The organism is Pseudomonas cremoricolorata DSM 17059 = NBRC 16634, from assembly GCF_000425745.1.
Taxonomy (GTDB): Bacteria; Pseudomonadota; Gammaproteobacteria; order Pseudomonadales; family Pseudomonadaceae; genus Aquipseudomonas; species Aquipseudomonas cremoricolorata.
This window is the reverse complement of sequence record NZ_AUEA01000003.1, coordinates 246,847-272,305: the sequence shown is the minus strand read 5'-3', so window position 1 is coordinate 272,305 and position 25,459 is coordinate 246,847. Positions and strand designations below refer to the sequence as shown.

21 protein-coding genes, 1 pseudogene and 2 riboswitches are annotated in these 25,459 nt (G+C 64.8%); of the genes and pseudogenes, 9 read left to right on the top strand and 13 right to left on the bottom strand.

Going from position 1 to position 25,459, the window contains the following annotated elements; genetic code table 11:
• Positions 1-56 precede the first annotated feature (56 nt).
• The 3 genes from H618_RS21300 (at position 57) to H618_RS0105745 (ending at position 1,465) form a co-directional block, all read left to right on the top strand.
• Entirely contained in the window at positions 57-380 is a 324-nt protein-coding gene (locus tag H618_RS21300) for a DUF6555 family protein (RefSeq protein WP_245586754.1), read from the top strand.
• Positions 381-625: 245 nt separating this feature from the next.
• Positions 626-1,030 (top strand): DUF2251 domain-containing protein, encoded by a 405-nt coding sequence (locus H618_RS0105750; protein ID WP_028694169.1) that lies wholly within the window; start codon positions 626-628, stop codon positions 1,028-1,030.
• A gap of 69 nt (positions 1,031-1,099) precedes the next feature.
• Complete coding sequence (locus tag H618_RS0105745) at positions 1,100-1,465, top strand: nuclear transport factor 2 family protein (RefSeq protein WP_028694168.1); 366 nt, start codon at positions 1,100-1,102, stop codon at positions 1,463-1,465.
• Positions 1,466-1,705: 240 nt separating this feature from the next.
• Here the strand turns inward: H618_RS0105745 and H618_RS0105740 are convergent, their stop codons facing one another.
• A complete protein-coding gene (locus H618_RS0105740; RefSeq protein ID WP_028694167.1) occupies positions 1,706-2,224 on the bottom strand; it encodes a hypothetical protein in 519 nt (172 codons plus the stop codon).
• Positions 2,225-2,440: 216 nt separating this feature from the next.
• On the opposite strand from H618_RS0105740, the gene H618_RS22730 reads away from it, so the two are divergent.
• Positions 2,441-2,818: a DUF6678 family protein gene (locus H618_RS22730; protein WP_154660621.1), complete on the top strand. Its 378-nt coding sequence runs from the start codon at positions 2,441-2,443 to the stop codon at positions 2,816-2,818.
• A gap of 546 nt (positions 2,819-3,364) precedes the next feature.
• Here the strand turns inward: H618_RS22730 and pgm are convergent.
• The 7 genes and pseudogenes from pgm to H618_RS0105705 all read right to left on the bottom strand — a co-directional run.
• A pseudogene (gene pgm / locus H618_RS21295) lies at positions 3,365-4,867 on the bottom strand (phosphoglucomutase (alpha-D-glucose-1,6-bisphosphate-dependent)); the annotation flags it as partial.
• Positions 4,868-4,952: 85 nt separating this feature from the next.
• Positions 4,953-7,214 carry an ATP-dependent DNA helicase gene (locus H618_RS0105730; protein ID WP_028694166.1) on the bottom strand — a complete coding sequence of 754 codons (2,262 nt, stop codon included), beginning with the start codon at positions 7,212-7,214 and terminating at the stop codon, positions 4,953-4,955.
• Positions 7,211-8,860: a VRR-NUC domain-containing protein gene (locus tag H618_RS0105725; protein ID WP_028694165.1), complete on the bottom strand. Its 1,650-nt coding sequence runs from the start codon at positions 8,858-8,860 to the stop codon at positions 7,211-7,213. The genes H618_RS0105730 and H618_RS0105725 overlap by 4 nt, the downstream gene beginning before the upstream one ends.
• A 129-nt stretch (positions 8,861-8,989) precedes the next feature.
• Entirely contained in the window at positions 8,990-10,024 is a 1,035-nt protein-coding gene (locus H618_RS0105720; RefSeq protein ID WP_028694164.1) for a TerC/Alx family metal homeostasis membrane protein, read from the bottom strand.
• A 50-nt stretch (positions 10,025-10,074) separates the two neighbouring features.
• On the bottom strand, positions 10,075-10,830 hold the full coding sequence (locus H618_RS21290) for an HAD family hydrolase (protein WP_050577217.1): 756 nt from the start codon (positions 10,828-10,830) through the stop codon (positions 10,075-10,077).
• Positions 10,831-11,210: 380 nt separating this feature from the next.
• Entirely contained in the window at positions 11,211-12,605 is a 1,395-nt protein-coding gene (locus H618_RS0105710; protein ID WP_028694163.1) for a hypothetical protein, read from the bottom strand.
• Between the two features lie 259 nt (positions 12,606-12,864).
• Positions 12,865-13,896: a zinc-dependent alcohol dehydrogenase family protein gene (locus tag H618_RS0105705; RefSeq protein WP_028694162.1), complete on the bottom strand. Its 1,032-nt coding sequence runs from the start codon at positions 13,894-13,896 to the stop codon at positions 12,865-12,867.
• A gap of 209 nt (positions 13,897-14,105) precedes the next feature.
• Between H618_RS0105705 and H618_RS0105700 the strand changes: the two genes are divergently transcribed.
• From H618_RS0105700 to H618_RS0105680, 5 genes are all read left to right on the top strand, one after another.
• Entirely contained in the window at positions 14,106-15,020 is a 915-nt protein-coding gene (locus tag H618_RS0105700) for a LysR family transcriptional regulator (protein WP_028694161.1), read from the top strand.
• A gap of 147 nt (positions 15,021-15,167) precedes the next feature.
• Complete coding sequence (locus H618_RS0105695; protein WP_028694160.1) at positions 15,168-15,494, top strand: DUF2388 domain-containing protein; 327 nt, start codon at positions 15,168-15,170, stop codon at positions 15,492-15,494.
• Positions 15,495-15,593: 99 nt separating this feature from the next.
• On the top strand, positions 15,594-16,085 hold the full coding sequence (locus tag H618_RS0105690; protein ID WP_028694159.1) for a DUF1543 domain-containing protein: 492 nt from the start codon (positions 15,594-15,596) through the stop codon (positions 16,083-16,085).
• 106 nt (positions 16,086-16,191) lie between these two features.
• The gene (locus H618_RS0105685; RefSeq protein WP_028694158.1) at positions 16,192-17,049 is read left to right on the top strand and encodes an SDR family oxidoreductase; all 858 of its coding nucleotides are present in this window, start codon (positions 16,192-16,194) and stop codon (positions 17,047-17,049) included.
• A gap of 185 nt (positions 17,050-17,234) precedes the next feature.
• Positions 17,235-17,747, top strand: a complete 513-nt coding sequence (locus H618_RS0105680; protein WP_028694157.1) for a GNAT family N-acetyltransferase — start codon at positions 17,235-17,237, stop codon at positions 17,745-17,747.
• Positions 17,748-17,780: 33 nt separating this feature from the next.
• Here H618_RS0105680 and H618_RS0105675 read toward each other — a convergent pair whose 3' ends face one another.
• The 5 genes from H618_RS0105675 to cobW all read right to left on the bottom strand — a co-directional run bounded on the left by H618_RS0105675 (position 17,781) and on the right by cobW (position 24,810).
• Positions 17,781-18,212 carry a PACE efflux transporter gene (locus tag H618_RS0105675; RefSeq protein ID WP_028694156.1) on the bottom strand — a complete coding sequence of 144 codons (432 nt, stop codon included), beginning with the start codon at positions 18,210-18,212 and terminating at the stop codon, positions 17,781-17,783.
• Positions 18,213-18,300: 88 nt separating this feature from the next.
• On the bottom strand, positions 18,301-18,945 hold the full coding sequence (locus H618_RS0105670) for a vWA domain-containing protein (RefSeq protein WP_245586753.1): 645 nt from the start codon (positions 18,943-18,945) through the stop codon (positions 18,301-18,303).
• Between the two features lie 23 nt (positions 18,946-18,968).
• A complete protein-coding gene (locus H618_RS0105665; protein ID WP_028694154.1) occupies positions 18,969-19,973 on the bottom strand; it encodes a magnesium chelatase ATPase subunit I in 1,005 nt (334 codons plus the stop codon).
• Position 19,974: 1 nt separating this feature from the next.
• On the bottom strand, positions 19,975-23,736 hold the full coding sequence (cobN, locus tag H618_RS0105660) for a cobaltochelatase subunit CobN (protein ID WP_028694153.1): 3,762 nt from the start codon (positions 23,734-23,736) through the stop codon (positions 19,975-19,977).
• 3 nt (positions 23,737-23,739) lie between these two features.
• Positions 23,740-24,810: a cobalamin biosynthesis protein CobW gene (gene cobW / locus H618_RS0105655; RefSeq protein WP_028694152.1), complete on the bottom strand. Its 1,071-nt coding sequence runs from the start codon at positions 24,808-24,810 to the stop codon at positions 23,740-23,742.
• 96 nt (positions 24,811-24,906) lie between these two features.
• Positions 24,907-25,115: riboswitch (cobalamin riboswitch) on the bottom strand.
• A 62-nt stretch (positions 25,116-25,177) separates the two neighbouring features.
• Positions 25,178-25,399, top strand: a riboswitch (cobalamin riboswitch).
• The last annotated feature ends 60 nt before the right edge of the window (positions 25,400-25,459 follow it).

Genomic DNA, 25,459 nt, shown 5'->3' with positions numbered 1-25,459 from the left:
TCCCGAACCCGATCAATCAACCCTAAGTCATCCATGGAGAAGAGGAGGGCCGTTCGATGCCAGCTCCACAGCTTTACATCATCGATTACCGCCTGCACGACCAACTGCGCAGCTTCATCATCCGTCTTGAACGCATGGACAATGCCGAAGCCTGGCATTGGGCCAGTTGCGATGCCGGCATCGGCATCATCCCCAAGTTCGGACGCGAGAAGATCAGGAAGGTCAGTCGGCCCATGGCCGAGCGCTACGGCATCACCGATGTACGCTGGCGGCTATCTGGCACCCGGGAAAACCCAGCCGCCCCGACAGGGCAGGCCCAGCACGGACGCAGCGGTGGTGAAGACGTGTCGAATGCCGGTGAAACAGCGGTGATCGCCTGAGCCTGAAGCCTGCGCAACAACCCGTAGCAGCACCCCGATTCAGATGATCTGCCAGCAACCCCTAAGTTAACTCGACTAAATATTCATTTAGTCGAGTTAACTTATTGTTTTAATTGAGGTTTTAGAAGTAGGGCGCTGAAGTCCCGATTCTGACCAGACCTCTATCACGAATCAACCTGCTGACTTGTCGCCGATAGAACCGTTCGGCCACTATGGGCACCTCACTCAGCGCAAGGAACCTCCCCATGCCCATCTACCTGGCCGCCGAAAGTGAATGGCTCCCCGGCACCGAACTGGTCAGCGAAGGCCCCGCAGCCCAAGGCCCGTACGCAGCCGTATTCGAAGATGACGGTGAAACCGGCTACTTCTACGCCTTGGACAGCAGCAAAGACGACAACCCCATTCAGGACGCCTTGCACATCTATAACGTGCAAGACATCTCCGACCGCGAAAAACCCTCGACGGTACGCATCGGCTGGTCCCAGGACCACCTCAAAGCCGTCCTGCTGATCAACGACTATCCCCACGCCGTATTCGATTTCCACAGCAAACGCGGCTACTGCCGCAGCGGCTTCCCGCCGGCGACCGGCAATGGGTGGTCTGAAGACGGCCATGACTGGAACGACGACGCCCTGCAATTGTTCGCCTGAACCCCCGTCAAACAGCGCCGGGCGTCACCAGCCCAACGCCCGGCGCACTGATTTCAAGGCAATCCACGTATGGATACGGACATCAAACGCCAGCTCCTGAACCTGGAGCGCCAACTGCTTCAACCACAAACCCGCCGCGACCCCCGCAAACTCAACCAACTCCTGGCCGACACCTTCATCGAGTTCACCGCCAGCGGATCGACCTGCAACAAACCCCAAGCCATCGCCGCGCTACACAGCGAAACCCCCAACGAACGCATTCTCGAAAACTTCCACCTGCAAGTGCTTACGTCTGACGTTGCCGTGGCGACGTACCGCTGTGTACAACGCGATGAGCACGGCGCGATGGTGACGTCGCTGCGCAGTTCGGTTTGGCGGTTGGGGGTGGTTGGGTGGCAGATGGTGTTTCATCAGGGGACGCGGGTTGAGGGGTGATGGTTTGTTTGAGTGGGAGGTGGAGACTCGCTGGTTGGGGTTATGGATTGGGGGTGTTTCGGTGGTTGGGGAGATTGGGTGTGTTGGGTTTATGCGAAAGTTCGCATAATGTGTATTATGTTAAATGCAGTGCATGTGGCAGCCTCTTAGGTTCTGTCGGTAACCGACTTCTGCCATGCACATAATGATTTCATCAGATCGGTCTGATGAACCGATCTGCGTACAAGCTACACCAAAGTCCTATTTCACCCACTTGAGGCAGGCAAATCCAGTTTCGATTCGCAGCGGCTGAACAGGCTCAACGCTTTCCTGATCGCCAACTTTTTTGATGACATTCACGCCACAAAAGTACTGGTCTGGACTGATCGCGGAGAGAAAGCCTTTCCGGTCCTCGCTCCAAGAGCCGTTAACGACGGTATACGTAGCCCCTTTCTCAGGCGTGAAAGAGAACGGAACCTTGCATTCCATACCTCCGACTGCGCTCTGATACGTCATGATCAGTTCTTTATCAACAGCCACTGGAGACTCGACAAAACCACCGCTACCCAGCAGCGTGGTGTAACCCGCGTAGCACCCCTTGTCATTGAAAGTCATGATATCCAGCCTAGCGTCGCGGTCGTACTTCATACGCACGGTCGCTGAAGGCTCACCCGGCTGAGGAACAGCGTATTGCTTGCCGTACAGGATCGAATTGCAGCCAGTCATGGCAACGATGCCTGCCAGCGCTACGCACCAACCATACCTTTGGAACTTGTACATTGATCACTCCCTGATTTCCTGGCGGCCCTTGGGTTCGAGGGACTGCCGAACGGCTATCTGATGCCTTTGTGCGGGGTGAAGTTCCGACATGGCATGTCTGCATTGAAGCTCTGAAGCAATGCGGCAGACAGCCCGAGATCTTGTAAGGTATCCGGGGTTAGTAGACAACTACACTTGGGTTGAACTGTACCCACTTCATACCACTGCGCGAATCTTATGTATCAACTGCCAGAACCAGAAGAGGCTGCAAAGAAGACAATTCGCCGGCTGCTGACGGCGGGCTCGATTTACCCTGTGATGAACAACACCAAGTGGGCTGAGCTGATCCAGGCAATGCTTGATGCCCCGCACATGAACCCTGCGTTCAGATTGCGGGGTATCTTGGCTCCGAGGGATCACTGCACTGGCTGGGATCGAGAATGGCATTACCACATTCACCCAGTAGCAGAAATTGAGTGGCTCGAAATTCAGGCGGGATCACTCGATTGGCTGCTTTCAACGCTACGAAAACACCACATTCCTTTCTCGTTAGAGGCCGGGATACCACGCGTTTGGGGCTATACCAAACCTGGCATGCAGCCTCTTTGGCAGTAAGCTCCTGAACACTTACATCGCCCACTAGCATAGTTCGCGACAATCCTTTCAGGTCGTCCGTGAACGGATAATGTTCCCGGGCGTGCACGCCTTCGCCCAAGCGCCCTTCCCCAATCTGCAACCCTTCATCCTCACCAGCACGACGCGCTCGGCCAAACTTCATCCAGGGGCGATCAACGATCAAGCCTCACTCCCCCGCTCCACCCACCAAACCAGCGGCAACGTCACCAATAAAACCCCCGCCAACCCCACCACCGCCCAAGCAACCCCAAGAACATCCCCAAGTTCACCAAACACCACCGGCGCCAACGCCCCGCCGCCAATGGTGCCTGTGTAGAACAGCGCAAAAGCTCGCTCGCGCTTGCCCGTCCCGGCGAGGTCGGGCACGGCGCCGTAGAGCACCGACGAGGTGCCGTTCAGCACCAGTCCCAGAAGGGGCAGCATCAGCATCAATCCTGCATAGGGTAGGAACACTGCCAGCACGATCAGGCTGGCGGTGGTGAGTTCGGTGATCCAGACAGTTTTCATCATGCCGATGCGGGCGCCGGCGGTCATGACCTTCAGGCCACCGATGGCCTGGCCGTTGCCCGGCGCGTGGCTGAGGATCTGCTCGATCGGCTCACCGGCAAGCTCGGTGGAGGTCACCTGCTCGGGCGCCAGCTTGCTCAGCAGGCCCTTCTGACGCGCGTCGGCCTTGGCCTCGACGCGGGTGGCGAAGGGCTTGCCCAAGGCTTGGGTCAGGTCGTTGTAGGCCTGGCTCGGAGTGCGGCCGGTGCGCGCGGTCATCTCGGCCGCGAGCAGCGCCGGAATCAGCCCGTCCTTGTCGGTGGCCCACACCGAACCGTCCCGGCGCAGGAACGACGCCCCGGCGCTTTCTTCGCCGCCAAAACCGAGGCTGCCGTCGAACAGCCCCTGGGCGAAGTACTTGAAGCCCACCGGCACCTCGTACAGCTCGCGACCCAGGCGCGCGGTGACGCGGTCGATCAGGCCGCTGGACACCACGGTCTTGCCAACTGCGGCGTCCTGGCGCCATTCAGGGCGGTGGCGGTACAGGTAATCGATGGCCACGGCCAGGTAGTTGTTCGGCGCCAACAGGCCCTCGGCGGTGACAATGCCGTGGCGGTCGTGGTCCGGGTCGCAGGCGAACGCCACGTCAAAGCGCTCGCGCAGGCCGATCAGGCCCTGCATGGCGTAGGGCGAGGACGGGTCCATGCGAATCTGCCCGTCCCAGTCGACGGTCATGAAGCGGAAGGTCGGGTCGACCTCGCTGTTCACCACCTCCAGATCGAGCTGATAGCGCTCGGCGATGGCCGCCCAGTAGCGCACCCCTGCCCCGCCCAGCGGATCGACGCCCAGGCGCAGCTTGGCGTTGCGGATCACCTCGAAGTCGATGACGTTTTCCAGATCGGCCACATAGCTGCTGACGTAGTCATGGCGCTGGGTAGTGGCGGCCTGCAAGGCGTCGGCATGGGCCAGGCGCTTGACCCCGGCAAGGCCGGCGGCGAGCAGTTCGTTGGCCTTGGCTTCGATCCACTTGGTGACGTCGCTGTCGGCGGGGCCGCCGTTGGGCGGGTTGTACTTGAAGCCACCGCTTTGCGGCGGGTTGTGCGAGGGGGTGATGACGATGCCGTCGGCCAGGCCGCTGGCACGTCCACGGTTGTAGCAGAGGATGGCGTGCGACACCGCCGGCGTCGGGGTGTATTCGTCGTCCTTGGACAGCATGACCTGCACGCCATTAGCGGCAAGCACCTGCAGCGCACTGGCGGCGGCCGGCGCCGACAGCGCGTGGGTGTCGGCGCCGATGAACAGTGGGCCATCGATGCCATTGGCGGCGCGGTACAGGCAGATGGCCTGGGTGATCGCCAGCACGTGGTCTTCGTTGAAGCTCAGCTCCAGCGAGGTGCCACGGTGGCCCGAGGTGCCGAAGGCGACGCGCTGCCCGGCGATGGCAGGATCAGGGCGGCCGGTGTAGTAAGCAGTCAGCAGGCGCGGGATATCGACCAGCACGCTGGCCGGAGCCGGTTTGCCTGCCAAAGGACTGAGCGTCATGCAAGAACCTCGAGTTCAACGAATGTAGGGGGTAAGAGCGCACAGTGTACGAAGAGTTGCAGTGCGGCGCGATGGCCGGCCGTGATTATTGCGCCGCGTGCCGCCACCAGCCGGGAAACATCTGCTGCACCCGGGGCTCGGCGAAGCGCTCGTCGATCAGCAGCAGCACGCCGCGGTCATCATCGCCGCGAATCACCCGTCCGGCCGCCTGGATCACCTTGCGCACGCCAGGGTAGAGATAGGCGTAGTCGAACCCGGCCCCGTACTGGCGGCCCAGGCGCTGCTTGAACTGCTCATTGACCGGGTTGACCTGGGGCAAGCCGAGGGTGGCGACGAACGCGCCGATCAGCCGCGTGCCGGGCAAATCCACGCCTTCGGCGAAGGCGCCGCCGAGCACCGCGAAGCCCACCCCACAGCCGTCGGCGACAAAACGCGCCAGAAAGGCCTCACGCGCCCCTTCATCCATGCCGGCGGCCTGCGACCAACTGGGAATCTGCCCATGGCAACGGCCGAGTTCGGCGGCCACCTGTTGCAGGTATTCGAAGCTGCTGAAGAACGCCAAATAGTTGCCCGGCTGGCGTTGATACTGCTCGGCGATCAGCGCCACGATCGGCGCCACCGACGCCTGGCGCTGGTGATAGCGGGTGGATACATCGCTGACGATACGCACCTGCAACTGCTCGGCCCGAAACGGCGCCTGCACTTCCAGCCATGCGGTGTCGCTGGGCATGCCCAGCAGGTCGCGGTAGAACTGCTGCGGGCCCAGGGTCGCGGAAAACAGCGTGACACTGCGCGCCGCCTGCATGCGCGGCCCGAGCAGGCGCGCCGGCACCACGTTGCGCAGGCACAGCGTGGCCAGGCGGCGCTTGCGCGGGCCTTGGCGCTGGGTGATGTCGAACAGGTAGTGCTCGTCGAACAGCTCGGCCACGCGGCTGAACTGCAGGGCCTGGAAGTAGAACTGCAGCAGTGGCCCATCCACCTGGGCCGGGCTTTGCTCGAGGCGCTCCTGCATTTGGCCGATGAACTGCTGCACCGCGCCGACGAACGCCTCCGGCACCCGGTCGCTGGCCTGATACGGTGCCACCTGCGCCTTGTACAGCGCGTTCCACTGCCGGTTGAGGCGATCGAGCACGCTGCCCAGGCCTTCGAGCTTGCGCTGACGCAGGGCCTGCAACTGACCCTGATCGAAGCTTGCGCTGTACATCTGCCGGCCACGCTCGACCAGGTTGTGCGCTTCGTCCACCAGCACTGCTACCCGCCACTGATTGACCTGGGCCAGGCCGAACAACAGCGCGTGGGCGTCGAAGTAGTAGTTGTAGTCGGCCACCACCACATCGACCCAACGGGCCATTTCCTGGCCCAGGTAATACGGGCACACCTGGTGCGCCAGCGCCACCTCGCGCAACCCGGCCTGGTCGAGCGACTGACGTTGCCCGGCGGCCTGGCGCGCGGCGGGCAGGCGATCGTAGAAGCCCTTGGCCAGCGGGCAGGATTCGCCGTGGCAGGCGCTGTCTGGGTGTTCGCAGGCCTTGTCGCGGGCGATCAGCTCGAGGGTACGCAGCGCCGGCTGGGCACTACCCTGCTCGATCTGGCGCAAGGCGTCGAGGGCCAGCTTGCGTCCTGGGGTCTTGGCGGTAAGGAAGAACACTTTGTCTAGGCGCTGCGGGACCATCGCCTTGAGCAGCGGAAATAGCGTGCCGAGGGTCTTGCCGATGCCGGTGCTGGCCTGGGCAAGAAGACAGCGGCCGGTGCTGACTGCCTTGTACAAGGTTTCGGCCAACTGGCGTTGACCCTGGCGAAACGCTGGGTAGGGAAAGCTCAGCGCCTGCAATCCTTCATCGCGTGCGGCCAGGCGCTGTTCCTGGGCCTGTGCCCAGGCGAGGAAGCGCTGGCATTGCAGCTCGAAGAAGCCCTGCAAGGCATCAGCCGAGTACGGCTCGCTGATCAGCGTCTCGCGCTGGCTGTCGATGTCCAAGTAGACCAGCGTCACCTCGATGCTGGACAACCCGCGGCTCTGGCACAGCAGCCAGGCATAGACCTTGGCCTGCGCCCAGTGCAGTTGTCGGTGGTTGTCTGGCTGACGGGCAAGATCGCCGCGGTGGGTCTTGATCTCTTCCAGGCGATTGCGCGCCGGGTCATAACCATCGGCACGGCCACGCACCTTGAGCCCCTGGTACTCTCCCGACAGCGTCACCTCGGCCTCATAGCCTGCGGCGCGCCCGGAAACCACCCGGCGATGGCCTTCGATGCCTTGCTCGGCGGTGGGCGATGGGGTGAAGCGCAGGTCGAGATCACCGACCTTGGCGCTGAACTCGCACAGCGCCCGCACGGCCACGCTGTAGCTCATGCCGCCTCGCGCCAGCGCACGTGACACACCTGCACCGGCAGGCCGTGTTGCTCGCAGAAGGCCAGCCAGCGCAGTTGGTTGTCCTGCAGGCGGTCGCCGGGGCCTTTGACTTCGATCATGCGGTAGCCACCCTGCTGCGGCCAGAACTGGATCAGGTCGGGCATGCCGGTGCGGTTGTTGCGGATGTCCTGCAACAGGCGCAGGAAACACGCCTGCAGGTGCGCCGGCGGCAGGCAGTGCAGCGCCTGTTCGAGCAAGGCCGGCGTCAGCACCTGCCAGATTACGAAGGGCGACTGCAGGCCGAATTTGCTCTGGAAGCGCTCGTTGATCACCTGGCGATAACTGCCATCGGCCAGTTGCGCCAGACAGCGATCGAACTGCGCTTGGCGACGGCTCATGAAATCGACATCGTGCAGATCTTGCGGCGCACTCTGGAACGGGTGGAAGAACGCCCCTGGAATCGGCGCGAACACCGCCTCCCAGCACAACAGGCCGAACAGGCTGTTGAGCAGGGTGTTTTCCACGTAATGCACCTCGCCGCCCTCTTGCAGCAGGTGCTCACGCACGGCGCGCTCGACCCCAAGGCTGGCCAGCTCACGGGGCAATTCAAGTTCCAGGGTTTGCACCGCACGGGCGCGTCGGCGTGCTTGCGGCGGCCCGCCCAGCTTGCGCGCAAGGCGCGGCAGCATGCGCTCGCAAGCCTGCACTTCCAAAGCATTGCGCGGCGCCGCGGCGATCTGCTGGGCCAGTGTATGGGCCGCCTGCCACTGCTCGCTGCGTTCGTGCACGCGCACCTGGCGAATACGCGCCTCGGCGTGGGCGCAATCCTGGTAGACGGCCAGCGCCAGCGCCCAGTCAGCCTGCCGTTCGCACTGCTGACCAACCTGGTACAGCAGCCGCGAACGGCGTCGTTCCAGCCAGGGGTTGTCGGCATGCAGGCCGTCGAGGGTGGCAAGAATCTCCGCAGGCGGCTGGCCCTGCTCGAGCTGCTCGGCGCACTGATGCAAGGCCATCGCCAACGCCACTTCGCTACGCTGACGCAATGCCCGCGATTCAGCGCAGAACGCCACCTGTTCGAAACGCAGCAGGCCGAGGTCGGCGAGGACGAATTCAGACCAGTCCTGGTACAGATTGCCGAAGAACAGCAAACGCAAGCGGTCGCACAAGGGTTGCAGACGCCAGTGCACGATGCTGATCGGACACTGCGGCCACCACTGCGCCAACGGCCGCGGCGCCAGCTGCAACTCGCTCAATTGCGCGAGCAGCTGCGACTTGGCCAGCCTGGGCTGGCGCAGCATGGCTCGAAAGCCTTCGGCCAACTCTTCCTTGCGCAGCACCGCCGCCACCTGCTCGATGCTCAGGCTCGCCTGCTCGCACACCCAGCCTTGCTCGAGCAAAGGCGCCAGGGCGCTGCGGGTGTCGCCGATTTCGGCGTAGTCGAGGCGGTCGCTGCGAAACAGCTCACCTTTGCGCATGACCATGCGCACCAGCAGCGCCTGGGCCGGCTGGGCGAGGTCGTTGAAGTCGTGGATGAAGCGCTGCTCTTGCTCATCGAGCAGGTCGGCATAGCGCGACCCCACCCAAGCGAGCACCTGGCGGAAGTTGTGCAGGTAGTAGAGCGGGTCTTGAACAGAATGGGCGATCACGATGCAAGGCCGGGCAAAACGGAAACGGGCACTGTTTATACATACAGATCAGCCGTTGCCGCAAGGGCCGTAGGTCGGTTCGCCGCGAGCGCCCCAGGCGTCGCGATGACGCCTGGGGCCAAGGCGCGATTACTTGGCTTCGGGCTCGGCCGCTTTCTTTTCGGGGAACACCAGGCTTGCGAGAATGCCGATCACCAACGTGACCATGACCACCAGCAGGCTGGTGTTCGGCTCAATCACGTAGCCGTGCTGGAACAGGTGATCGGTGGCGCTGAGCGCAAGCTTCACGGCAATGAAGAACAGCAGCGCGATCACGGCTTTCTCAAGGTGAATCAGGTAGCGCTTGAGCGCCTCGAGCACGAAGTACATGGTGCGCAGGCCGAGGATGGCGAACAGCATGGCCGAGTAGACGATCAGCGGCTCGCGGCTGACGGCGATCACCGCCGGTACCGAGTCGAAGGCGAAGAGGATGTCCGACACCTCGGCCACCACCAGGCACAGAAACAGCGGCGTGGCGAACAGGCCACCCTTGGCCGCCAGGGTCATGCCGTGGTTTTCCGGCTTGAGCAACTCGGCCTCGAGGATCTTGCGCCGCACGAAGAAGTGATTGCCGTGCAGCTTGGGCCACACGGGGAAGAGTTTTTTCGCGAAGCGGTAGGCCATGTGTTTGGAGTAATCGACCTCTTCTTCGTCGTCACCGCCTGAGCGCAGCATCATGATCGCCGTCCAGGCCACGATCACCGCGAACGCCACCTCGACCCACGGGCCGAACGCCAGCAGCCCGGTACCGATCGCCACGAAGATGCCGCGAAACACGATGGCGCCCATGATGCCCCAGTACAGCACCCGATGGCGCAGGCCCTCGGGCACCTTGAACCAGGCAAAGATCGCCATGAACACGAACAGGTTGTCGACGCTCAGCACTTTTTCCAGGGCATAGCCGGTGACGAACAGGCTCGCTGCCTGCGGGCCGTGCTGGTAGTACAGAAAACCGGCGAAGCCCAGCGAGATGGCGATCCAGAACACCGACCACAGCGACGCCTTGAGCAAGGTCACCGGCTTGTCGCCGCGGTGGGTGGCGATGTCCAGCAGCAAGGCGCCCACGGCGATGCCGACGAACACCGCCATGGTCAGCGGGGGGAATCCGATGTGGGTTGCTTGCATAGGGGTACCTTCAAGTCCGGGAGCTGGCCTGGTGCTGCGGCCGGTGCACGCTAGTGCCTGGGCTGCTGGTCGTGCGGGCCCTTGCTGCGCAGCGTGCCTGTCACCGGATTGGACAGTGACTCACCTTCGCGCAGACGCGCGACGATACGCTCGACCTTCAGCCGCCCGCGCTTCCAGCGTGGATGGAAATGCCGCCAGTGCGGCTCGTGCGCTGCAGCCAGCAATTCGTGATCACCGCGGGTGTCACCCCAGGCCCGCAGCCGGTACTGATCCAGCGAGCCATACACAGCTTCCAGTCGCAGCACCTTATTTTCGCAGCGGCAGTTGCTGCCACTGATGGCGCCGGTCAGGCGGCCATCGACCACTTCCAGTTCGGTGGCGATGAGCTTGATGCCCAGCTTGTCGGCGAACGGCGTGAGCACCAGCCGCGGCGAGGCCGAGCAGATCGTGACATGGGCGCCGCTTTCGACCTCGGCGGCCACCGAGCGTACCCCCGCCGGGCGCATCAGACGTTTCCAGAACGCGCGCTGAAACTCTGCTGCCTTGCGCTGCACCCACTGCTCTTCGACGCCGGTGAGGAAGGTGGCGATCAGCGCCGCCTTGAGCTCATCGCGGGTCAGGCCCTTGCCGACGTAACGCACGCAATCGGGCAGCATGCGCAGCACGCGCACGGCGAAGGCACGTTTGCCGAAGGCGAACAGTAAAAAGGGCACAAAGCTGTCGCGGTGGGTCAAGGTGCCATCGAAGTCGAACACTGACAGAACTTCTGCATCTGCAGGGCCCGCCTCCATCATTTCCTGGGTCATCAAGCGACCTCCGCTATTCGTACACATTCTGCGATCCCGCGCTGCGCGGGCCTCACTCCATGCCCTGGGGCGTTTTCCGCTCGTTGCTTGTCCTGCCGGCGGGTGGCACGGCTCGTACCTGCCGAGCCGCACCCTCGAATACGGGTGACAGCACCTCACCAGGCGAGTTCGCTCCAGCGTTGCCAGCGCGGTGGCCCAGCCTGTTCCAGGCGGCGGCAGTATGGACCGCGTCAGCACGGCGTGCAGCCTCTACCGCCACAGCCTGCGCAAGCCATGTATTGCCTGGTGTGACCGCCGGCGCCGCGGCACCTTAGACGTTTTGCGCCCATCGTGCAGCCCCTTTTTGCCCGCGCCTGCTGCGGGGGCTGCCCGCGGCGGTCTCAACCGCAGGCATCGCTGACCCGCATACGCAACCCGGCATCACGTCGCGCCAGGTGCCGCGACAAGCGCAGAGTCCGTTCATCCAGGCGCAGGCCGTACAGCCCGCGCAGGGTGCTCAGCGACAGCCCGCTGACACCGACCAGCCAGCGCACCACCGGGGCTGGACACGGCTGGCCCTGCAATGCGCCGTGCAGGTACGGCAGCGCCACCGCCATGTTCGGGTGACAACGCTGGATGAAGCGTTCCAGTCGCCGGCCACGGTCGATGAACGGGCTGAACAGCAGGCAGGCCATCTGCTGAGCGTCAACACCATAACCCCGCTCCAGCCGTTGCTCGGCCTCATCGCGCAGGGCCTGCGGGCTCAGCCTGAACAGCTGCCCGCGGCTCAGCTGACAGGCCTCCAGCACTGAGCGCACAGTCTGCAAGTAACTGCCCGCGGCCAGGTGCTGCACCTGCAGACCGCGCACATGGCCCTGCAACTGCGGGTCGTAAAACCCGTGCAGGCCAGGCAGGGCCGCCGGGGTGTCGCCCTTGAAACCGAGCACAGGGTCGAGGTGATCCTGGCGGCCCAGGTGCTGGAGCAGTTCGTCCAGGTCGAGCAACTGCAGTGGGTGTGCGCAGGCATGGTTGATCGAGGCAGCGCTGGCCCGCGCGCTCGGCTCGGGCAAGCGAGCCAGATGGCTGTGCAGCCGCGCCACGCCCTCGACCCAAGCCGCGATGCACGGTGGCAGCGGGGGCTGCTCGGGGTCGGCAAGGCGCAGGCAGCGCCGCCCCCACGCCAGCAGTCGCCGCCGCTGGCTGGCCGGCATGGCCATCACCAGCGCGCAGTCCTGCTCTTCACAGCGCAGCAGCGGCGCGCAGGCGTGGGCCAGTTGCAGCCATGAGCGACTGCCGAGCAGGTTGTGCAACGGGTCGCCGGGCAGATGCCCAGACAATAGCCAGGCCTTTCGCCCGAGCGCATCGACCGGTTCGTTGAGCAACCCTTGCACGTCGAACGGCTGGGCACGTTCAGGTCGCGCCACCAGCAGCTCGACACGCGCATCGCTGTGCAACAGCAACGCATTGAAGCAGCGCTCGTGCCTGGCCAGTTCCACCGCGCGGGTGCCCGGCAGCGCCAGCACCACCACACGCAGGCTGAAGGTCTGCGCCGAGCGCTGGGCAATGCTCAGTTGCGCTGCGCGCAGGCACGCCAGCAGGTGCGCACTGGCGCGGTCCGGGCCGTGCAACACCACCAGGCGGAAACGTCCGATCGACTGCGCGCCGCCGGCCGCGACCAGCAAGCGCTGGATCAACAACTGCAGCGAGGCCCGCTGCGCCTGGGCCATCCGCTCGAGCAAACGCTCCAGCACCTGGCGAAAGATCGCCTGCATGGCTTGATCGTGAATATCACTCATCGCCTTCTCCCTCTTCCCTGAGTACCTCAGGCTTCCGACACAGCCTCCCTGCCCCTGAGCATGGCAGGCATGGGAAGCATTTCCTCAGCGACAACGGTAGTCAGTCACCGGCGCAGTTGGCGATGAGGCTTTATTCCTCCAACCTGTAAGGGATTTTGTGTTGATCTGTAGGAAGTTTCAGAGGGAGGCGTTTTCAAACCGCAGTCGCCACAACGCCCGCTGTAAGGCGGGCGCTGTGTCAGGGAAAAGAGGTCGGGGTTCAGCTCGGCTCGACTGCGCCCATGTCCAGCACTACCCGGCCACCACAGGGGCAGGCATCCATGTGCCGGTGCGCGTCGACCACCTGCTCGAACGGGTAGACCTTGATGATCTGCGGGGTCAGCTTGCGCTCGGCGGTGAACCGGTTGATATCGTCCAGCGCCCGGCGCAGAGCGTCTTCGTCCTGGGCGATGCCCAGCTCGGGCTTGCCGGTGAAGTTGCTCACGCAGTGCAGGTGGAACTGAATGTTCTTCTTGAACGCCGCACAGGCCGGGAATGGGGTCTGGTTGCCGCCTTGCAGGCCGTACAGCACCAGGCTGCCGCGCGGCGCCAGGACATCGCCGAGCATCGACATCTGCGGCCCGCCCATGCCATCGAGCACCATGTCCACGCCACGTCCGCCGGTGTACTTGCCGATCTGCAGGAGCAAGTCCTGCTCTTCGGTGACGATCACTTTGTCGGCGCCCAGTTGCAACAGGTAGTCGCGTTGCTCCGGCTCCTTGGTGGCGGCGAACACCTGCAGGCCCAGCGCCTTGCCAAGCTGCACGAAGGCGGGCCCCGCGCAGTGGCTGGCATCGGTGACCAGCGCGCTTTGCCCAGGTTTGGCCCGGGCCAAGTCGATGTAGGCGAAGTAGGCGATCAGCAGCGGCGTGTAGTGCACGCTGGCCTCGACCGGGCTGAGCACCTCGGGGTAACGGGTGAGCGCACTGCGCGGCAGCACGATGACGTCGCCGTAGACCGGGTGGTCGTTGGGGCTGGTGGCCGGAAAGCTGGCGACCCGATCACCGATCGCCAGATCCTCGACGCCCTCGCCCAGGGCGGTGACCACACCGGCCATTTCATGGCCGATACCAGAGGGCAGGCGCACCTGCGAAGGGGCCAGGTCTTGCCGCCAGAGCACGTCGTACCAACTGATGCCGATCGCCTCGACCCGGACCTGCACCTCGCCACTGGCCGGGCTCGGCTCGGGCCGTTCCTCGCAGCGCAGCACGTCGGCGGCGCCGAACTTGTGGAAACGGATGATGCGCGACATCGCCTACCTCACCTTTGTGAATCTCGTATGACCACGGACTTTATCCGGGCTTAAGCCTTGCGGCCATCAGTGGCCATTAATAGTCGACATGCCTGTCATCGATTGATTCGCCTGGCATTGTCGGTGCCCGGGCTGGAAAACGGTGCAGGGTAACAGCCTTTGCCCTTAAGATTCACCCTGCCCCAGCCCCAGGCAATAGGCCCTTTTCGATGAACCGCAACGACCTGCGCCGTGTAGACCTCAACCTGCTGATCGTGTTCGAAACCCTGATGCATGAACGCAGCGTCACCCGTGCCGCGGAAAAACTGTTTCTCGGCCAGCCGGCCATCAGCGCCGCGCTGGCGCGCTTGCGCAACCTGTTCGACGACCCGCTGTTCGTGCGCACCGGGCGCAGCATGGAACCCTCGACCCGTGCCCAGGAAATCTTCGCCCTGCTCTCGCCGGCGCTGGATTCGATTTCCACCGCCGTCAGCCGCGCCGCCGAGTTCGACCCGGCCACCAGCACCGCAGTGTTTCGCATCGGCCTGTCGGACGACGCCGAATTCGCCCTGCTGCCGCAACTGCTCAAGCGCATCCGCGCCGAAGCACCGGGCATCGTGCTGGTGGTGCGCAGGGTCAACTACCTGCTGATGCCAACGCTGCTGTCGTCCGGCGAGATCTCCGTGGGCGTGAGCTATACCAGCGACCTGCCAGCCAACGCCAAGCGCAAACTGCTCCGGCGCAGCACCGCCAAACTGCTGCGCGCCGACAGCATCCCCGGCGCCATCAGCCTCGACGACTTCTGCAAACGCCCCCACGCCCTGGTGTCGTTCGCCGGCGACCTCTCAGGCTTCATCGACGACGCCCTCGCCGAACTCGGGCGCACCCGCCACGTGGTGCTCGCCGTTCCCCAGTTCAACGGCCTGGGCAGCCTGCTGTCGGGCACCGACATCATCGCCACCGTCCCCGACTACACCGCCGAAGCCCTCACCGCCGCCGGCGGCCTGCGCGCCGAAGACCCACCCCTGCCCCTGCAAAGCTTCGAACTGCACATGGCCTGGCGCGGGGCGCAGGACAACGACCCGGGGGAGCGTTGGTTGCGATCGCGGATTCAGATGTTTTTTGGGGATCCGGATAGCCTCTGATCGTGCTAACCGTTAAGTCGTCGAACAGACGACACCAGTTATTCCAACGCCCCAGGCCACAACACCCCCAGCGCCCGGCTTTTGCGTTCTACGGGAAGCTGACTCTGCTATCGTGGCGCCCTCTGGCCACAATGAAAGCAACCCACGATGAATCCATGGAAGATGCTGGCGATCACTGCAATGGTGCTGGCTGGCACCCCTGTAATTGCCAATGAAAATGCCAAGCCCTCCGATAAGTTGACGCTGTACACCACATTCGGGCCGTTTCTGTCCTCGGCATGGTCCACGGGTATGACGGACGACTGGCAACAGCAACTCAGAACAGCCAAGCCAGATGCCTTGGCGTTCATCGGCTCGGACGGTGAGATACGTGGCGCGCAGTTCGAACAGGCTTCTCGGCGCTATCGTTCGAGCTATAAACCACCTTTGATGAACGACATGCAGCTTGCCCAGGCGATCGCTTCATCCTTCTGATTCCTGGATGTCCTGGGCAACACGTACCCTTTTCGCCGGTTCGGATAGCCTTTCGCTTGCCCGAGGAAACTGGCCAGCCCCGCCCCAACGGAGCCCCTCATGCTTTTCATCATCATGCTCGGCGGCCGCCATCCGCGCGCCAGTATCGAAGTTCACGACGTGCTGTTCGCCCAGGCCGATTCGCTGGAACACACCTACCCGCAACTGCGTGCCGGCTGGTTCGGCAGTGCCAAGGGCTTGCACATCGATTCATGGCTGGAAGTGTCGGGCGTCGAGGGCTATCGGATCGAGTTCAGTGACGCCTGCCCGGCCCCAGGTGCGCCGCGGCTGTTCTTTCTCAACCTGGGCGGCTATGAGCGTGGGGTGTTTGGCGAGGCGCATCGCTATCTGCTGGTGGTCGCGGCAGACAAGGCCGAGGCCAAGCGTATCGGGCGTCAACGCATGGTTCGTGGCTGGCTCAAGCCACATACCGATGCGGTCATCGATGTCGATGATTGCCTGCCGGTCGATCGCATCGACGGGCGCTATGTGCACCTACTCGAGGGCGAGCATGGCGGCATCGTGCAGCGCAGCGACTACCTGCTGATCTGATCGCGGCCGATTGCCGTCCGTCGCCTAAGTGGCGCATCCACTCCAACACTCGCTGGCGAGGCTCTTCGAACAGGTATCAACGCATCCAAACTGCAGGAGCCAGACCATGCGCGAGTACCCGAAACCGCCCTTCCCGTCGCAACCGCAGAGCGTGCCAGGCTCGCAGCGCAAGATGGAGCCCTACCCTGACTGCGGCGAGCAGTCCTATACCGGCCATGGCCGTCTGCAAGGCAAGATTGCCCTGATTACCGGTGCAGACAGCGGCATCGGCCGTGCCGTGGCGATCGCCTACGCCCGTGAGGGCGCCGATGTGGCCATCGCCTACCTCGATGAACATGAGGATGCCCAGGAAACCGCGCGCTGGGTCGAGGCTGCCGGGCGTCAGTGCCTGCTGCTGCCGGGTGACCTGGCGCACAAGCAGCACTGCTACGACATCGTCGACAAGACCGTCGCCGAATTCGGCCGTATCGACATCCTGGTCAACAACGCCGCGTTCCAGATGGCGCACCAGAACTTCGATGAGATCAGCGACGATGAGTGGCTGATGACCTTCGACGTCAACATCACTGCGATCTTCCGTATCTGCCAACGCGCCCTGCCGTCGATGCCCAAAGGCAGCTCGATCATCAATACCAGCTCGGTCAACTCCGACGATCCTTCGCCGCAGTTGCTCGCGTATGCCACCACCAAAGGGGCGATTGCCAACTTCACCGCAGGTCTTGCCCAGTTGCTGGGCGACAAAGGCATCCGCGTCAACAGCGTCGCTCCCGGCCCGATCTGGACCCCGTTGATTCCCGCGACCATGCCCGATGAAGCGGTGAAGAACTTCGGTTCCGCCTACCCCATGGGCCGGCCCGGCCAGCCGGTGGAAGTGGCGCCGATCTATGTGCTGTTGGGCTCGGATGAGGCCAGTTATATCTCCGGCTCACGGTACGCGGTGACTGGGGGTAAGCCGATTTTGTAAAGGATTGAACAGCTCAACGTGCGCTGGCGGCGCTCAAGTCGCCAGCACATTGACCTGACAAGTTCGCACATGCCGAACAGGCATCTTTCAATCACGCCCCAACTGCTGATTCGCTAACCCTTGATAGGCGGTGTCTGCACCCTCTGGTACTGTCCTCCAGCGCAACTCATCAATGGAGGATTGAAATGCCGCGCCCCACCCGTGACATCGACTTGGTAATCACCCGTCTCAGCGAAGTCCACCTTGAGGCAGTCAATGCGCTGTATCAGGAGCCTGCCGTGTGCCGGCAAGTGCTGCAGATGCCTTATCAATCCGTGGAGGTGTGGCGCAAGCGCCTGGAGATGAGTTCCGAGCGTCGCTTGCCGCTGGTGGCGGTGCATGAGGGCCAAGTGGTTGGCGCTATTACTCTGGAACAAAGCTCGCGCATTCGTCAGTCGCATGTCGGCAGTATTGGCATGGGGGTGGGTTCGAGTTGGCACGGGCGCGGCATCGGGACTCGCCTGATGCAGGCGGCACTGGCGGTTGCCGATGACTGGATGAATCTACGTCGGGTGGAACTGACGGTGTTCGCCGATAACGCAGCGGCTATCGCGCTGTATCGAAAGTTCGATTTCGAAGTGGAAGGTCAGTTGCGTGACTACGCCATTCGTGATGGTGCGTATACCGATGCGCTGACGATGGCGCGCGTTCGTCGATGAGCAAGGGCATGCGCCAGCACAGAGCGCGTGCCCTCACCCCTCCACCTGCTGCGCCGACAACGGCACGTCGAAAACCTTGTCGAAAGCCCACTGAAACACGAAGGCATAGACGAAGAAGAAGACGAACAGTGCCAGGTTCGTCAGCAGGGCCTGCCACAGGCTGATGCTCAGCCAATAGGCCACCAGCGGCAGCAGCAACAGCACCAGGCCGCCTTCGAAACCCAGGGCGTGGAGAAAGCGCCGCCAGAGCGTGCGGCGGCGTTGCTGGCGGCTGGACTCCCAGCGTTCGAAGGCCCAGTTGAAGGCCATGTTCCAGCTCAGGGCCACGCCGGACATGATCAAGGAGAGTGCCGTGGATTGGGCCATGCCGGCATCGAACAGCCAGGCCAGCGCCGGAGCGACGCAGGCGACGGCGATCGCCTCGTAGAGAATGGCCTGGACGATCTTGCGCGGTGTGCCTTGCATGGCAGGCTCCAGAGTGGGTGGGAAATGCGCATCAGCGCTGCAGGGTACGGCTTCTCGGCGCACGCCGCCATGCCGCCTGCGGGCGCGGCTAGCGCCGAGGGCTGAGTGCGTCGAGGTGCCAGTACTGGGCATGCAGTTGCTCGGCGAGCTGCTGGGCGCGACCCAGGCGTACCGGGGTGCGCTCCATGTCCACCAGTACGCTGGCACAAGGCAGCGGTGCCAGGGCCTGCCAGCGTTGCAGGCGACCGTCGGTGAATACGAGGCAACGTTGCAATTCGTGCGGATGCTGTTTGGCGCGGCGCAGCAGCCATTGCCGCGCCTCGGCGAGTGCAGCCAGCAACGGCGTGCCGCCGCCCGCACCCAACTGCTGCAACCAAGGTTGCAACGCCGTCGAGGCTTTCAGGCCGTGACGCTGCCATTGCGGGGTACGCCCGCTGGCGGTGAGCAGCGCCAGACGCGCGCGACGTCGATAGGCCTGGTCGAACAACTCGGCCAGCACGCCTTTGCAGTTTGCCAGCGCGCCGTGACGGCGGGTCGAGGCGGACGCATCGACGATCACCAGCCACAGCTCCGGCGCCTGCCCGCGGCGCTGTTGCCAGCACACATCGCCGCGCACGCGCGGGCGGCCCTTGAGCAGCGTCGGCAACCATGCCACGCGTCCGCTGGCGCTGGACTGGGCGCGGCCACGGCTGGCGCCAGGGCGTCGTCCATCACCGGGCCTGGCATCCACCACCGAAGCTGCCGGCTGGGGGATGCTCAGGGCTTTTTTGCCCAGTTCGGCACCTCGCGCCGCTCGCCACTGGTTACCGCCTGTGGCGGCAGGGCGCCCCAGTCGCCGGCTGCACGTTGCTGGTTGTCGGGGCGTTGCGCACCGCCCTGCGGTGGTGTGGGCGGCGCAGGCTCCTGTGCAGGCTCACGGCGACGATGGCGCAAGGCGAACTCGGCCACCGCATCGATATCTTCCAACTCGATGTGCCGCGCACCGCGCCAGGCGGCGTGGGCACGGGCGGCGCGCAGCCAGACCAGGTCTGCGCGCATGCCGTCGACCCCAGCAGCGAAGCACTGCGCGGTAATGCTCTCCAGCGCTGCGTCATCCAGAGGTATCGTGCCCAGCGCCGCGCGCGCCGCCTGGCAGCGCTCGCGCAGGGCCAGCTGGGCCGGCTGCCACTGGCCGATGAAGCCCTGCGGATCGGCATCGAAGGCCAGTCGCCGGCGGATGATCTGCTGACGCGCCTCGGGGGCAGGCAGGCCATCGAGCAGCACGTTCAGGCCAAAGCGGTCGAGCAATTGCGGGCGCAGCTCGCCTTCCTCCGGGTTCATGGTGCCGATCAGCACGAAGCGCGCCGCGTGCTGATGGGAGATACCGTCACGTTCCACGCGGTTCACCCCGCTGGCGGCGACATCCAGCAGCAAGTCCACCAAAGCGTCAGGCAGCAGGTTGACCTCATCGACATACAGCACGCCGCCATCGGCCTGGGCCAACACGCCGGGCGAGAACTGCGCCCTGCCCTCGCCCAACGCTGCGTCCAGATCCAGCGTGCCGACCAGACGCTCTTCAGTGGCGCCCAGCGGCAGGGTGACGAACGGGGCGTCGTCGAGCAACGCGGTCAGGCCACGGGCCAGGGTGCTCTTGGCCATGCCGCGCGGGCCTTCGATGAGCACGCCGCCGATCTGCGGGTCGATGGCGGTGAGGCACAGCGCCAGCTTCAGGTAATCGGCGCCGACCACGGCGGCCAGGGGAAATTGCACAGGTTGGGTCATGTCAGGCGTCTTCCTCGCCGTCGAGCAAATGGGATTCGAGGGCTTCGCGGTAGGCGCCCGGCTCGCCCCACAGGCCGCGCTGCTGGGCTTCGAGCAGGCGTTCGGTGAGGTCGCGCAGGGCGTCTGGGTTGTGCTCGCGCATGAAGTCGCGGGTGGCCGGGTCGAGCACGTAGGCATCGGCCAGGCCCTGGTAGTGGTGATCGTCGATCAAGTGGGTGGTGGCGTCGAAGGCGAAAAGGTTGTCGACGGTTGCCGCCAGCTCGAACGCGCCCTTGTAGCCGTGGCGCTTCACGCCATCGATCCACTTGGGGTTGAGCGCGCGGGCACGGATCACCCGGTTCAGCTCTTCTTTAAGGGTGCGGATGCGCGGTCGGTCGGCCTGGCTGTGGTCACCGTGGTAGCTGGCGCGGGTTGCGTCGGCCAAGGTTTCCGCAGCAGCCAGCATGCCGCCCTGGAACTGGTAGTAGTCGTTGGAATCAAGCAGGTCGTGCTCGTGATTGTCCTGGTTCTGCAGCACCGCCTGCACCTGGCTCAGGCGCTGGGCGAACTCGGCTCGCGCCGGGGTGCCTTCGTCACCTGCGCCGTAGGCATAACCGCCGTGGTTGAGGTAGACCTCGGCGAGGTCTGCGCGGTCCTGCCACAGGCGGCCGTCGATGGCGTTCTGCACCCCCGCGCCATAACTGCCAGGTTTCGCCCCGAACACGCGCCAACCCGCCTGGCGCGCGGCCTGCTCGGCCTCGACACCCTGCGCCTGCAAGGCACTGCGCTCGGCGCGCACCCGCGCTGCCAGCGGGTTGATGTCGTCTGGCTCATCGAGCGCGGCCACCGCCTGCACCGCGGCATCGAACAAGCGAATCAGCCCGCCGAAGGCATCACGGAAAAAGCCCGACACGCGCAAGGTCACATCCACCCGCGGCCGATCGAGCACGCTCACCGGCAAGATCTCGAAATCATCGACCCGCTGCGAGCCACTGGCCCACACCGGGCGCACGCCCATCAGCGCCATGGCCTGGGCGATGTCGTCGCCGCCGGTGCGCATGGTCGCTGTGCCCCACACCGACAGGCCCAACTGGCGCAGGTGATCGCCATGGTCTTGCAGGTGACGCTCCAGAATCAGGCTGGCCGAAGCAAAACCCAGGCGCCAGGCGGTCGGCGTCGGCAAGTTGCGCACATCGACGGTGTAGAAGTTGCGCCCGGTGGGCAGCACGTCGAGGCGCCCGCGGCTGGGTGCGCCGCTCGGCCCGGCGGGCACGAAACGCCCGCTCAAGGCCGTCAGCAAACCGTTCAACTCGGCATCGCCGCAGCGGTCAAGGTCAGGCGCGACGTGTTCGACCAGGCCGCGCAACACCGCGGCCAGGGGCTGCCAGGCGGCTTCATCGGGCAATTGCAAACTGCCCGTCAGCGCCTGTTCGATCAACGCCAGCGCGTACTGCTCCAGACGCTCGCGGGTGTCGCCACAGGTGCGCCAGGCCCCCTCCCCGTATAAACCCAGGCACTCAGGGCGCGGGCCCTGCCACGGCGCGCCTAGGTCACAATCGAGCGGGTCGAAGCCCAGCGCCAGGGCCTTGCCCAGCGCGCGCACCACGCTGGCATTGGCGCCTTTGCCATCACCGCGCTCGACCCGCAGCAGCGCCAGCAGGGTGTCGCGGCGCAGACGCCCTTGCGGCGACTCACCGAACACATGCAGGCCGTCGCGGATCTGCGATTCCTTCAGGTCGCACAGGTAGGTGTCCAGACGCGGCAACCACAGTGCGGCGTCATCGAGCTGGCCTTCGAGCTGCAATTCCCGGTCGATGTGGTTGGCCTTGACCAGCTCGAGAATGTCCCGTTGCAGCTCACGTGCCCGGCGTGGGTCGAGCAGTTGCGCGTCGTAGTATTCGTCGGCCAGTTGTTCCAGGTGACGCAGCGGGCCGTAGGTTTCGGCGCGGGTCAGCGGCGGCATCAGGTGGTCGATGATCACCGCCTGGGTACGGCGCTTGGCCTGGGCGCCCTCGCCCGGGTCGTTGACGATGAATGGGTAGACATTGGGCAGCGGCCCGAGCAATGCATCCGGCCAGCACTGCGCCGACAGCCCCACGCCTTTGCCAGGCAGCCACTCCAGGTTGCCGTGCTTGCCCACATGCACCAGCGCGTCGGCGCCGTAGGCATGGCGCAACCAGAAATAGAACGCCAGGTAGCCATGCGGCGGCACCAGGTCGGGGTCGTGGTACACCGCGCTGGCATCGAGTTGATAGCCGCGTGCCGGCTGGATGCCGACGAAGGTCAGGCCAAAGCGCAGCCCGGCGATCATCATCCGTCCACTGCGGAACATCGGGTCGTGCTCGGGCGCGCCCCAGCGTTGCAGCACGGCCTGGCGGTTGCTTTCAGGCAACTGGGCGAAGGCGCGCTGGTAGTCATCGAGGCTCAGGCTCTGCGCGCAGGGGCGCTGGTCGAGCTGCTCAAGGTCGTTGGTGACGCCGCCCAGCAACTGCTGGATCAACGCGGTGCCGCTCTCGGGCAGCGCGTCAAGCGGATAGCCCTGCTGCTGCAGGGCACGAAGAATGTTCAGCGCCGCGCCCGGAGTATCCAGCCCCACGCCATTGCCGATGCGCCCGTCGCGGGTCGGGTAGTTGGCCAGCACCAGGGCCACGCGTTTCTGCCCGTTGGGCAGGCGCGCCAGGTTGACCCAGCGCCGCGCCAGCTCGGCGACGAAATCCATGCGCTCGGGGTGCGCGCGGTAGCAGACCACATCGGCCTGGCTACGCTCGCTGCGCCAGGCCAGGTCCTTGAAGCTGATCGGCCGGCTGATGATGCGCCCGTCCAGTTCCGGCAGCACGATGTGCATGGCCAGGTCGCGGGCACCGAGGCCCTGCTCGCTCTGCTCCCAGGCCGGCTGGTTATCCTGCGCGCAGATGGCCTGCAACACCGGCACGTCACGGCGCAGTGGGCGCAGGTTGGGGCGTTCCGGGCTCGACAGGGCAAAGCCTGTGGTGTTGACCACCACCTCGGCCTCGACCTCGTCCATCCAGGCTTGCACCTGCTCAAGGCACGCGGCTTCCTTCAGGCTGGCGACGGCGATCGGCAGCGGGTTGAGCCCGGCGGCCTGCAGCCGCGCGCAGAACTGGTCGATGAAGCCGGTATTGGCCGCTTGCAGGTGCGAGCGGTAGAACAGCAGCGGCGCCACCGGCAAGTCGACCTGCCAGTCGGCGTACCAGTCGGACAGGCCGGCATTGGCGATGCGCGGGTGATAGACGCTGGTGCGCGGCAAGGGTTCGGGCTCTTGCCACGGGTAGTCGCGGCCCAGCCAGGTGCTGGCGATGCAGTTGAACAGGTTCAGCGCATTGGCCTTGCCGCCCTGGCGCAGGTAGTGCCAGAGCCGCTCGGCACGGGCGTCGCGCACGCTGCCCAGGTCGGTCAGCTCGGGGTCGGGACGGTCATCGCCGGGCACCAGAATCAGCTGCACCCCGCGCGCGGCCAGCTCGACCAGTTGCTCGACTCCATAGCGCCAGTAGCCAACACCGCCGTGCAACGACAGCAGAATGACTTTGGCGTGACGCAGCACCTCATCGACGTACAGGTCGACCGAGGCGTGGTTCTGCACCTGCATCGGGTTGGCCAGGCGCACGCTGGGAAAATCCGCCGGCAGCTGCTCGGCGGTTTCGGCCAGCAGCGCCAGGTGCGAATCACCGCTGCACAGAATCACCAGCTCGGCCGGGGTCTGGCCGAGGTCGGCGATGCTGTCGTCGGGTACGAAGCCGCCGGGCTGGGTGCGCAGCAGGTGCATCGATCAGGCGCCCAGGGCCTGGCGCAGGCGCGCTTCGAGCACCGCAGCGTCGAGGTCCTGGCCGATCAGCACCAGGCGGGTGATGCGCGCTTCATCGCTGCGCCATGGGCGGTCGAAGTGCTTGTCGAAGCGGCTGCCAACGCCCTGGATGAGCAGGCGCATGGGTTTGCCCGGCACTGCCGCGAAGCCCTTGGCACGCAGGATGCCGAACTCGGCCACCAGTTGGCCCAGCGCGTCGAGCAGCAGACGCTCGTCCGCTTCGGGCAGGTCGAGGGAAATCGAATCGAAGGCGTCGTGGTCGTGGTCGTCGTGCTCGCCGTCTTCGTCGTGGTGCGAATCATGGTGGGTGCGGCGGCCATCGATGTGCACCTCAGACTCGGCGCCGACACCCAGCAGCACCTCCAGCGGCAGACGACCGCTGCTGGCTTCGATCACTTTCACCGCAGGCGACAGCTCTTCCTGCACCTCGGCGCGGACCTTGGCCAGGCCCTCGGCGTCGATCAGGTCAGCCTTGTTCAGCACCACCAGGTCAGCGCTGGCGAGTTGGTCGGCGAACAGCTCGTGCAGCGGCGATTCGTGGTCCAGGTTGGGGTCGAGCTTGCGCTGGGCATCGACCTGGTCGGGGTAGGCGGCGAAAGTGCCGGCTGCGACCGCCGGGCTGTCGACCACGGTAATCACCGCATCGACCGTGCAGGCATTGCGGATTTCCGGCCACTGGAACGCTTGCACCAGGGGCTTGGGCAGAGCCAGGCCGCTGGTTTCGATGAGGATGTGGTCCAGATCGCCCCGGCGCGCCACCAGCTCGCGCATCACCGGGAAGAACTCTTCCTGCACGGTGCAGCACAGGCAGCCGTTGGCCAGCTCGTAGACCCGGCCGCTGGCTTCTTCTTCGCTGCAGCCGATGCTGCACTGCTTGAGGATGTCACCGTCGATGCCCAGCTCGCCGAATTCGTTGACGATCACCGCGATACGCCGGCCTTGGGCGTTGTCGAGCATGTGCCGCAACAGCGTGGTTTTCCCTGAGCCGAGGAAGCCGGTGACGATGGTAACGGGGAGCTTGGCCAGTGTTTTCATGGATCGGTGCCCTTGGCAGGATGGCGCGGGCATGCGGGACGATCGCCTGCGGCCAGGCCGGGCGTGCTCGCCACCGGATCACCCCGCCCGGTTGATAGTCGAAAGCCGTTCGAGGCAGGTCTCCTGGCTTGCACCGGGCCCGTCAAGGGCTTGGACATCGACGCCTTCCCGCAGCTGCGCAGTGGCCGTGTCGATGTGGCTTCGGTGCTTACAGTTGCGGGGGCAGCCGCGGCCTTTACCGCGTTCCCGTCTTAGCTCGAATGGGGAAAGATTGCCACCCGAGAACCTCGAAGCGGCAAGGCTACGCAGTGCCCGCCAGACGGTCAACCGCTGGCGGTGATTGACGGGAAATACGCCCCGTGATTTGCTAGCGCACTTGCGTTCAGGTGCCCCATTTGTGGGGTGAAACGGGAAACCGGTGCGTCGCGGTCTGCTCCAGCAGGTCGGGCAATGCCGGTGCTGCCCCCGCAACGGTAAGCGAGCCAGGCATCTAGACCACTGGGCCGATACATGGGCCTGGGAAGGTGCTGCCCTGGGAGCCCTGCTCCCGCTCGCCAGCCCGGAGACCGGCCTGATGCGTCGATCTACACCCCGCGGTGGGCGGGCGCTGTCGTCTGCCTCAGCTCCGTTCGGTGCTGGGGCGTTCGCG

What these genes read in the sequence shown, in the direction of transcription:
- H618_RS21300 (WP_245586754.1), top strand. Translation starts at nt 57, where the DNA reads ATGCCAGCTCCACAGCTTTACATCATCGATTACCGCCTGCACGACCAA.
- H618_RS0105750 (WP_028694169.1), top strand. Translation starts at nt 626, where the DNA reads ATGCCCATCTACCTGGCCGCCGAAAGTGAATGGCTCCCCGGCACCGAA.
- H618_RS0105745 (WP_028694168.1), top strand. Translation starts at nt 1,100, where the DNA reads ATGGATACGGACATCAAACGCCAGCTCCTGAACCTGGAGCGCCAACTG.
- H618_RS0105740 (WP_028694167.1), bottom strand. Translation starts at nt 2,224, where the DNA reads ATGTACAAGTTCCAAAGGTATGGTTGGTGCGTAGCGCTGGCAGGCATC.
- H618_RS22730 (WP_154660621.1), top strand. Translation starts at nt 2,441, where the DNA reads ATGTATCAACTGCCAGAACCAGAAGAGGCTGCAAAGAAGACAATTCGC.
- H618_RS0105730 (WP_028694166.1), bottom strand. Translation starts at nt 7,214, where the DNA reads ATGAGCTACAGCGTGGCCGTGCGGGCGCTGTGCGAGTTCAGCGCCAAG.
- H618_RS0105720 (WP_028694164.1), bottom strand. Translation starts at nt 10,024, where the DNA reads ATGCAAGCAACCCACATCGGATTCCCCCCGCTGACCATGGCGGTGTTC.
- H618_RS21290 (WP_050577217.1), bottom strand. Translation starts at nt 10,830, where the DNA reads ATGACCCAGGAAATGATGGAGGCGGGCCCTGCAGATGCAGAAGTTCTG.
- H618_RS0105710 (WP_028694163.1), bottom strand. Translation starts at nt 12,605, where the DNA reads ATGAGTGATATTCACGATCAAGCCATGCAGGCGATCTTTCGCCAGGTG.
- H618_RS0105705 (WP_028694162.1), bottom strand. Translation starts at nt 13,896, where the DNA reads ATGTCGCGCATCATCCGTTTCCACAAGTTCGGCGCCGCCGACGTGCTG.
- H618_RS0105700 (WP_028694161.1), top strand. Translation starts at nt 14,106, where the DNA reads ATGAACCGCAACGACCTGCGCCGTGTAGACCTCAACCTGCTGATCGTG.
- H618_RS0105695 (WP_028694160.1), top strand. Translation starts at nt 15,168, where the DNA reads ATGAATCCATGGAAGATGCTGGCGATCACTGCAATGGTGCTGGCTGGC.
- H618_RS0105690 (WP_028694159.1), top strand. Translation starts at nt 15,594, where the DNA reads ATGCTTTTCATCATCATGCTCGGCGGCCGCCATCCGCGCGCCAGTATC.
- H618_RS0105685 (WP_028694158.1), top strand. Translation starts at nt 16,192, where the DNA reads ATGCGCGAGTACCCGAAACCGCCCTTCCCGTCGCAACCGCAGAGCGTG.
- H618_RS0105680 (WP_028694157.1), top strand. Translation starts at nt 17,235, where the DNA reads ATGCCGCGCCCCACCCGTGACATCGACTTGGTAATCACCCGTCTCAGC.
- H618_RS0105675 (WP_028694156.1), bottom strand. Translation starts at nt 18,212, where the DNA reads ATGCAAGGCACACCGCGCAAGATCGTCCAGGCCATTCTCTACGAGGCG.
- H618_RS0105665 (WP_028694154.1), bottom strand. Translation starts at nt 19,973, where the DNA reads ATGACCCAACCTGTGCAATTTCCCCTGGCCGCCGTGGTCGGCGCCGAT.
- cobN (WP_028694153.1), bottom strand. Translation starts at nt 23,736, where the DNA reads ATGCACCTGCTGCGCACCCAGCCCGGCGGCTTCGTACCCGACGACAGC.
- cobW (WP_028694152.1), bottom strand. Translation starts at nt 24,810, where the DNA reads ATGAAAACACTGGCCAAGCTCCCCGTTACCATCGTCACCGGCTTCCTC.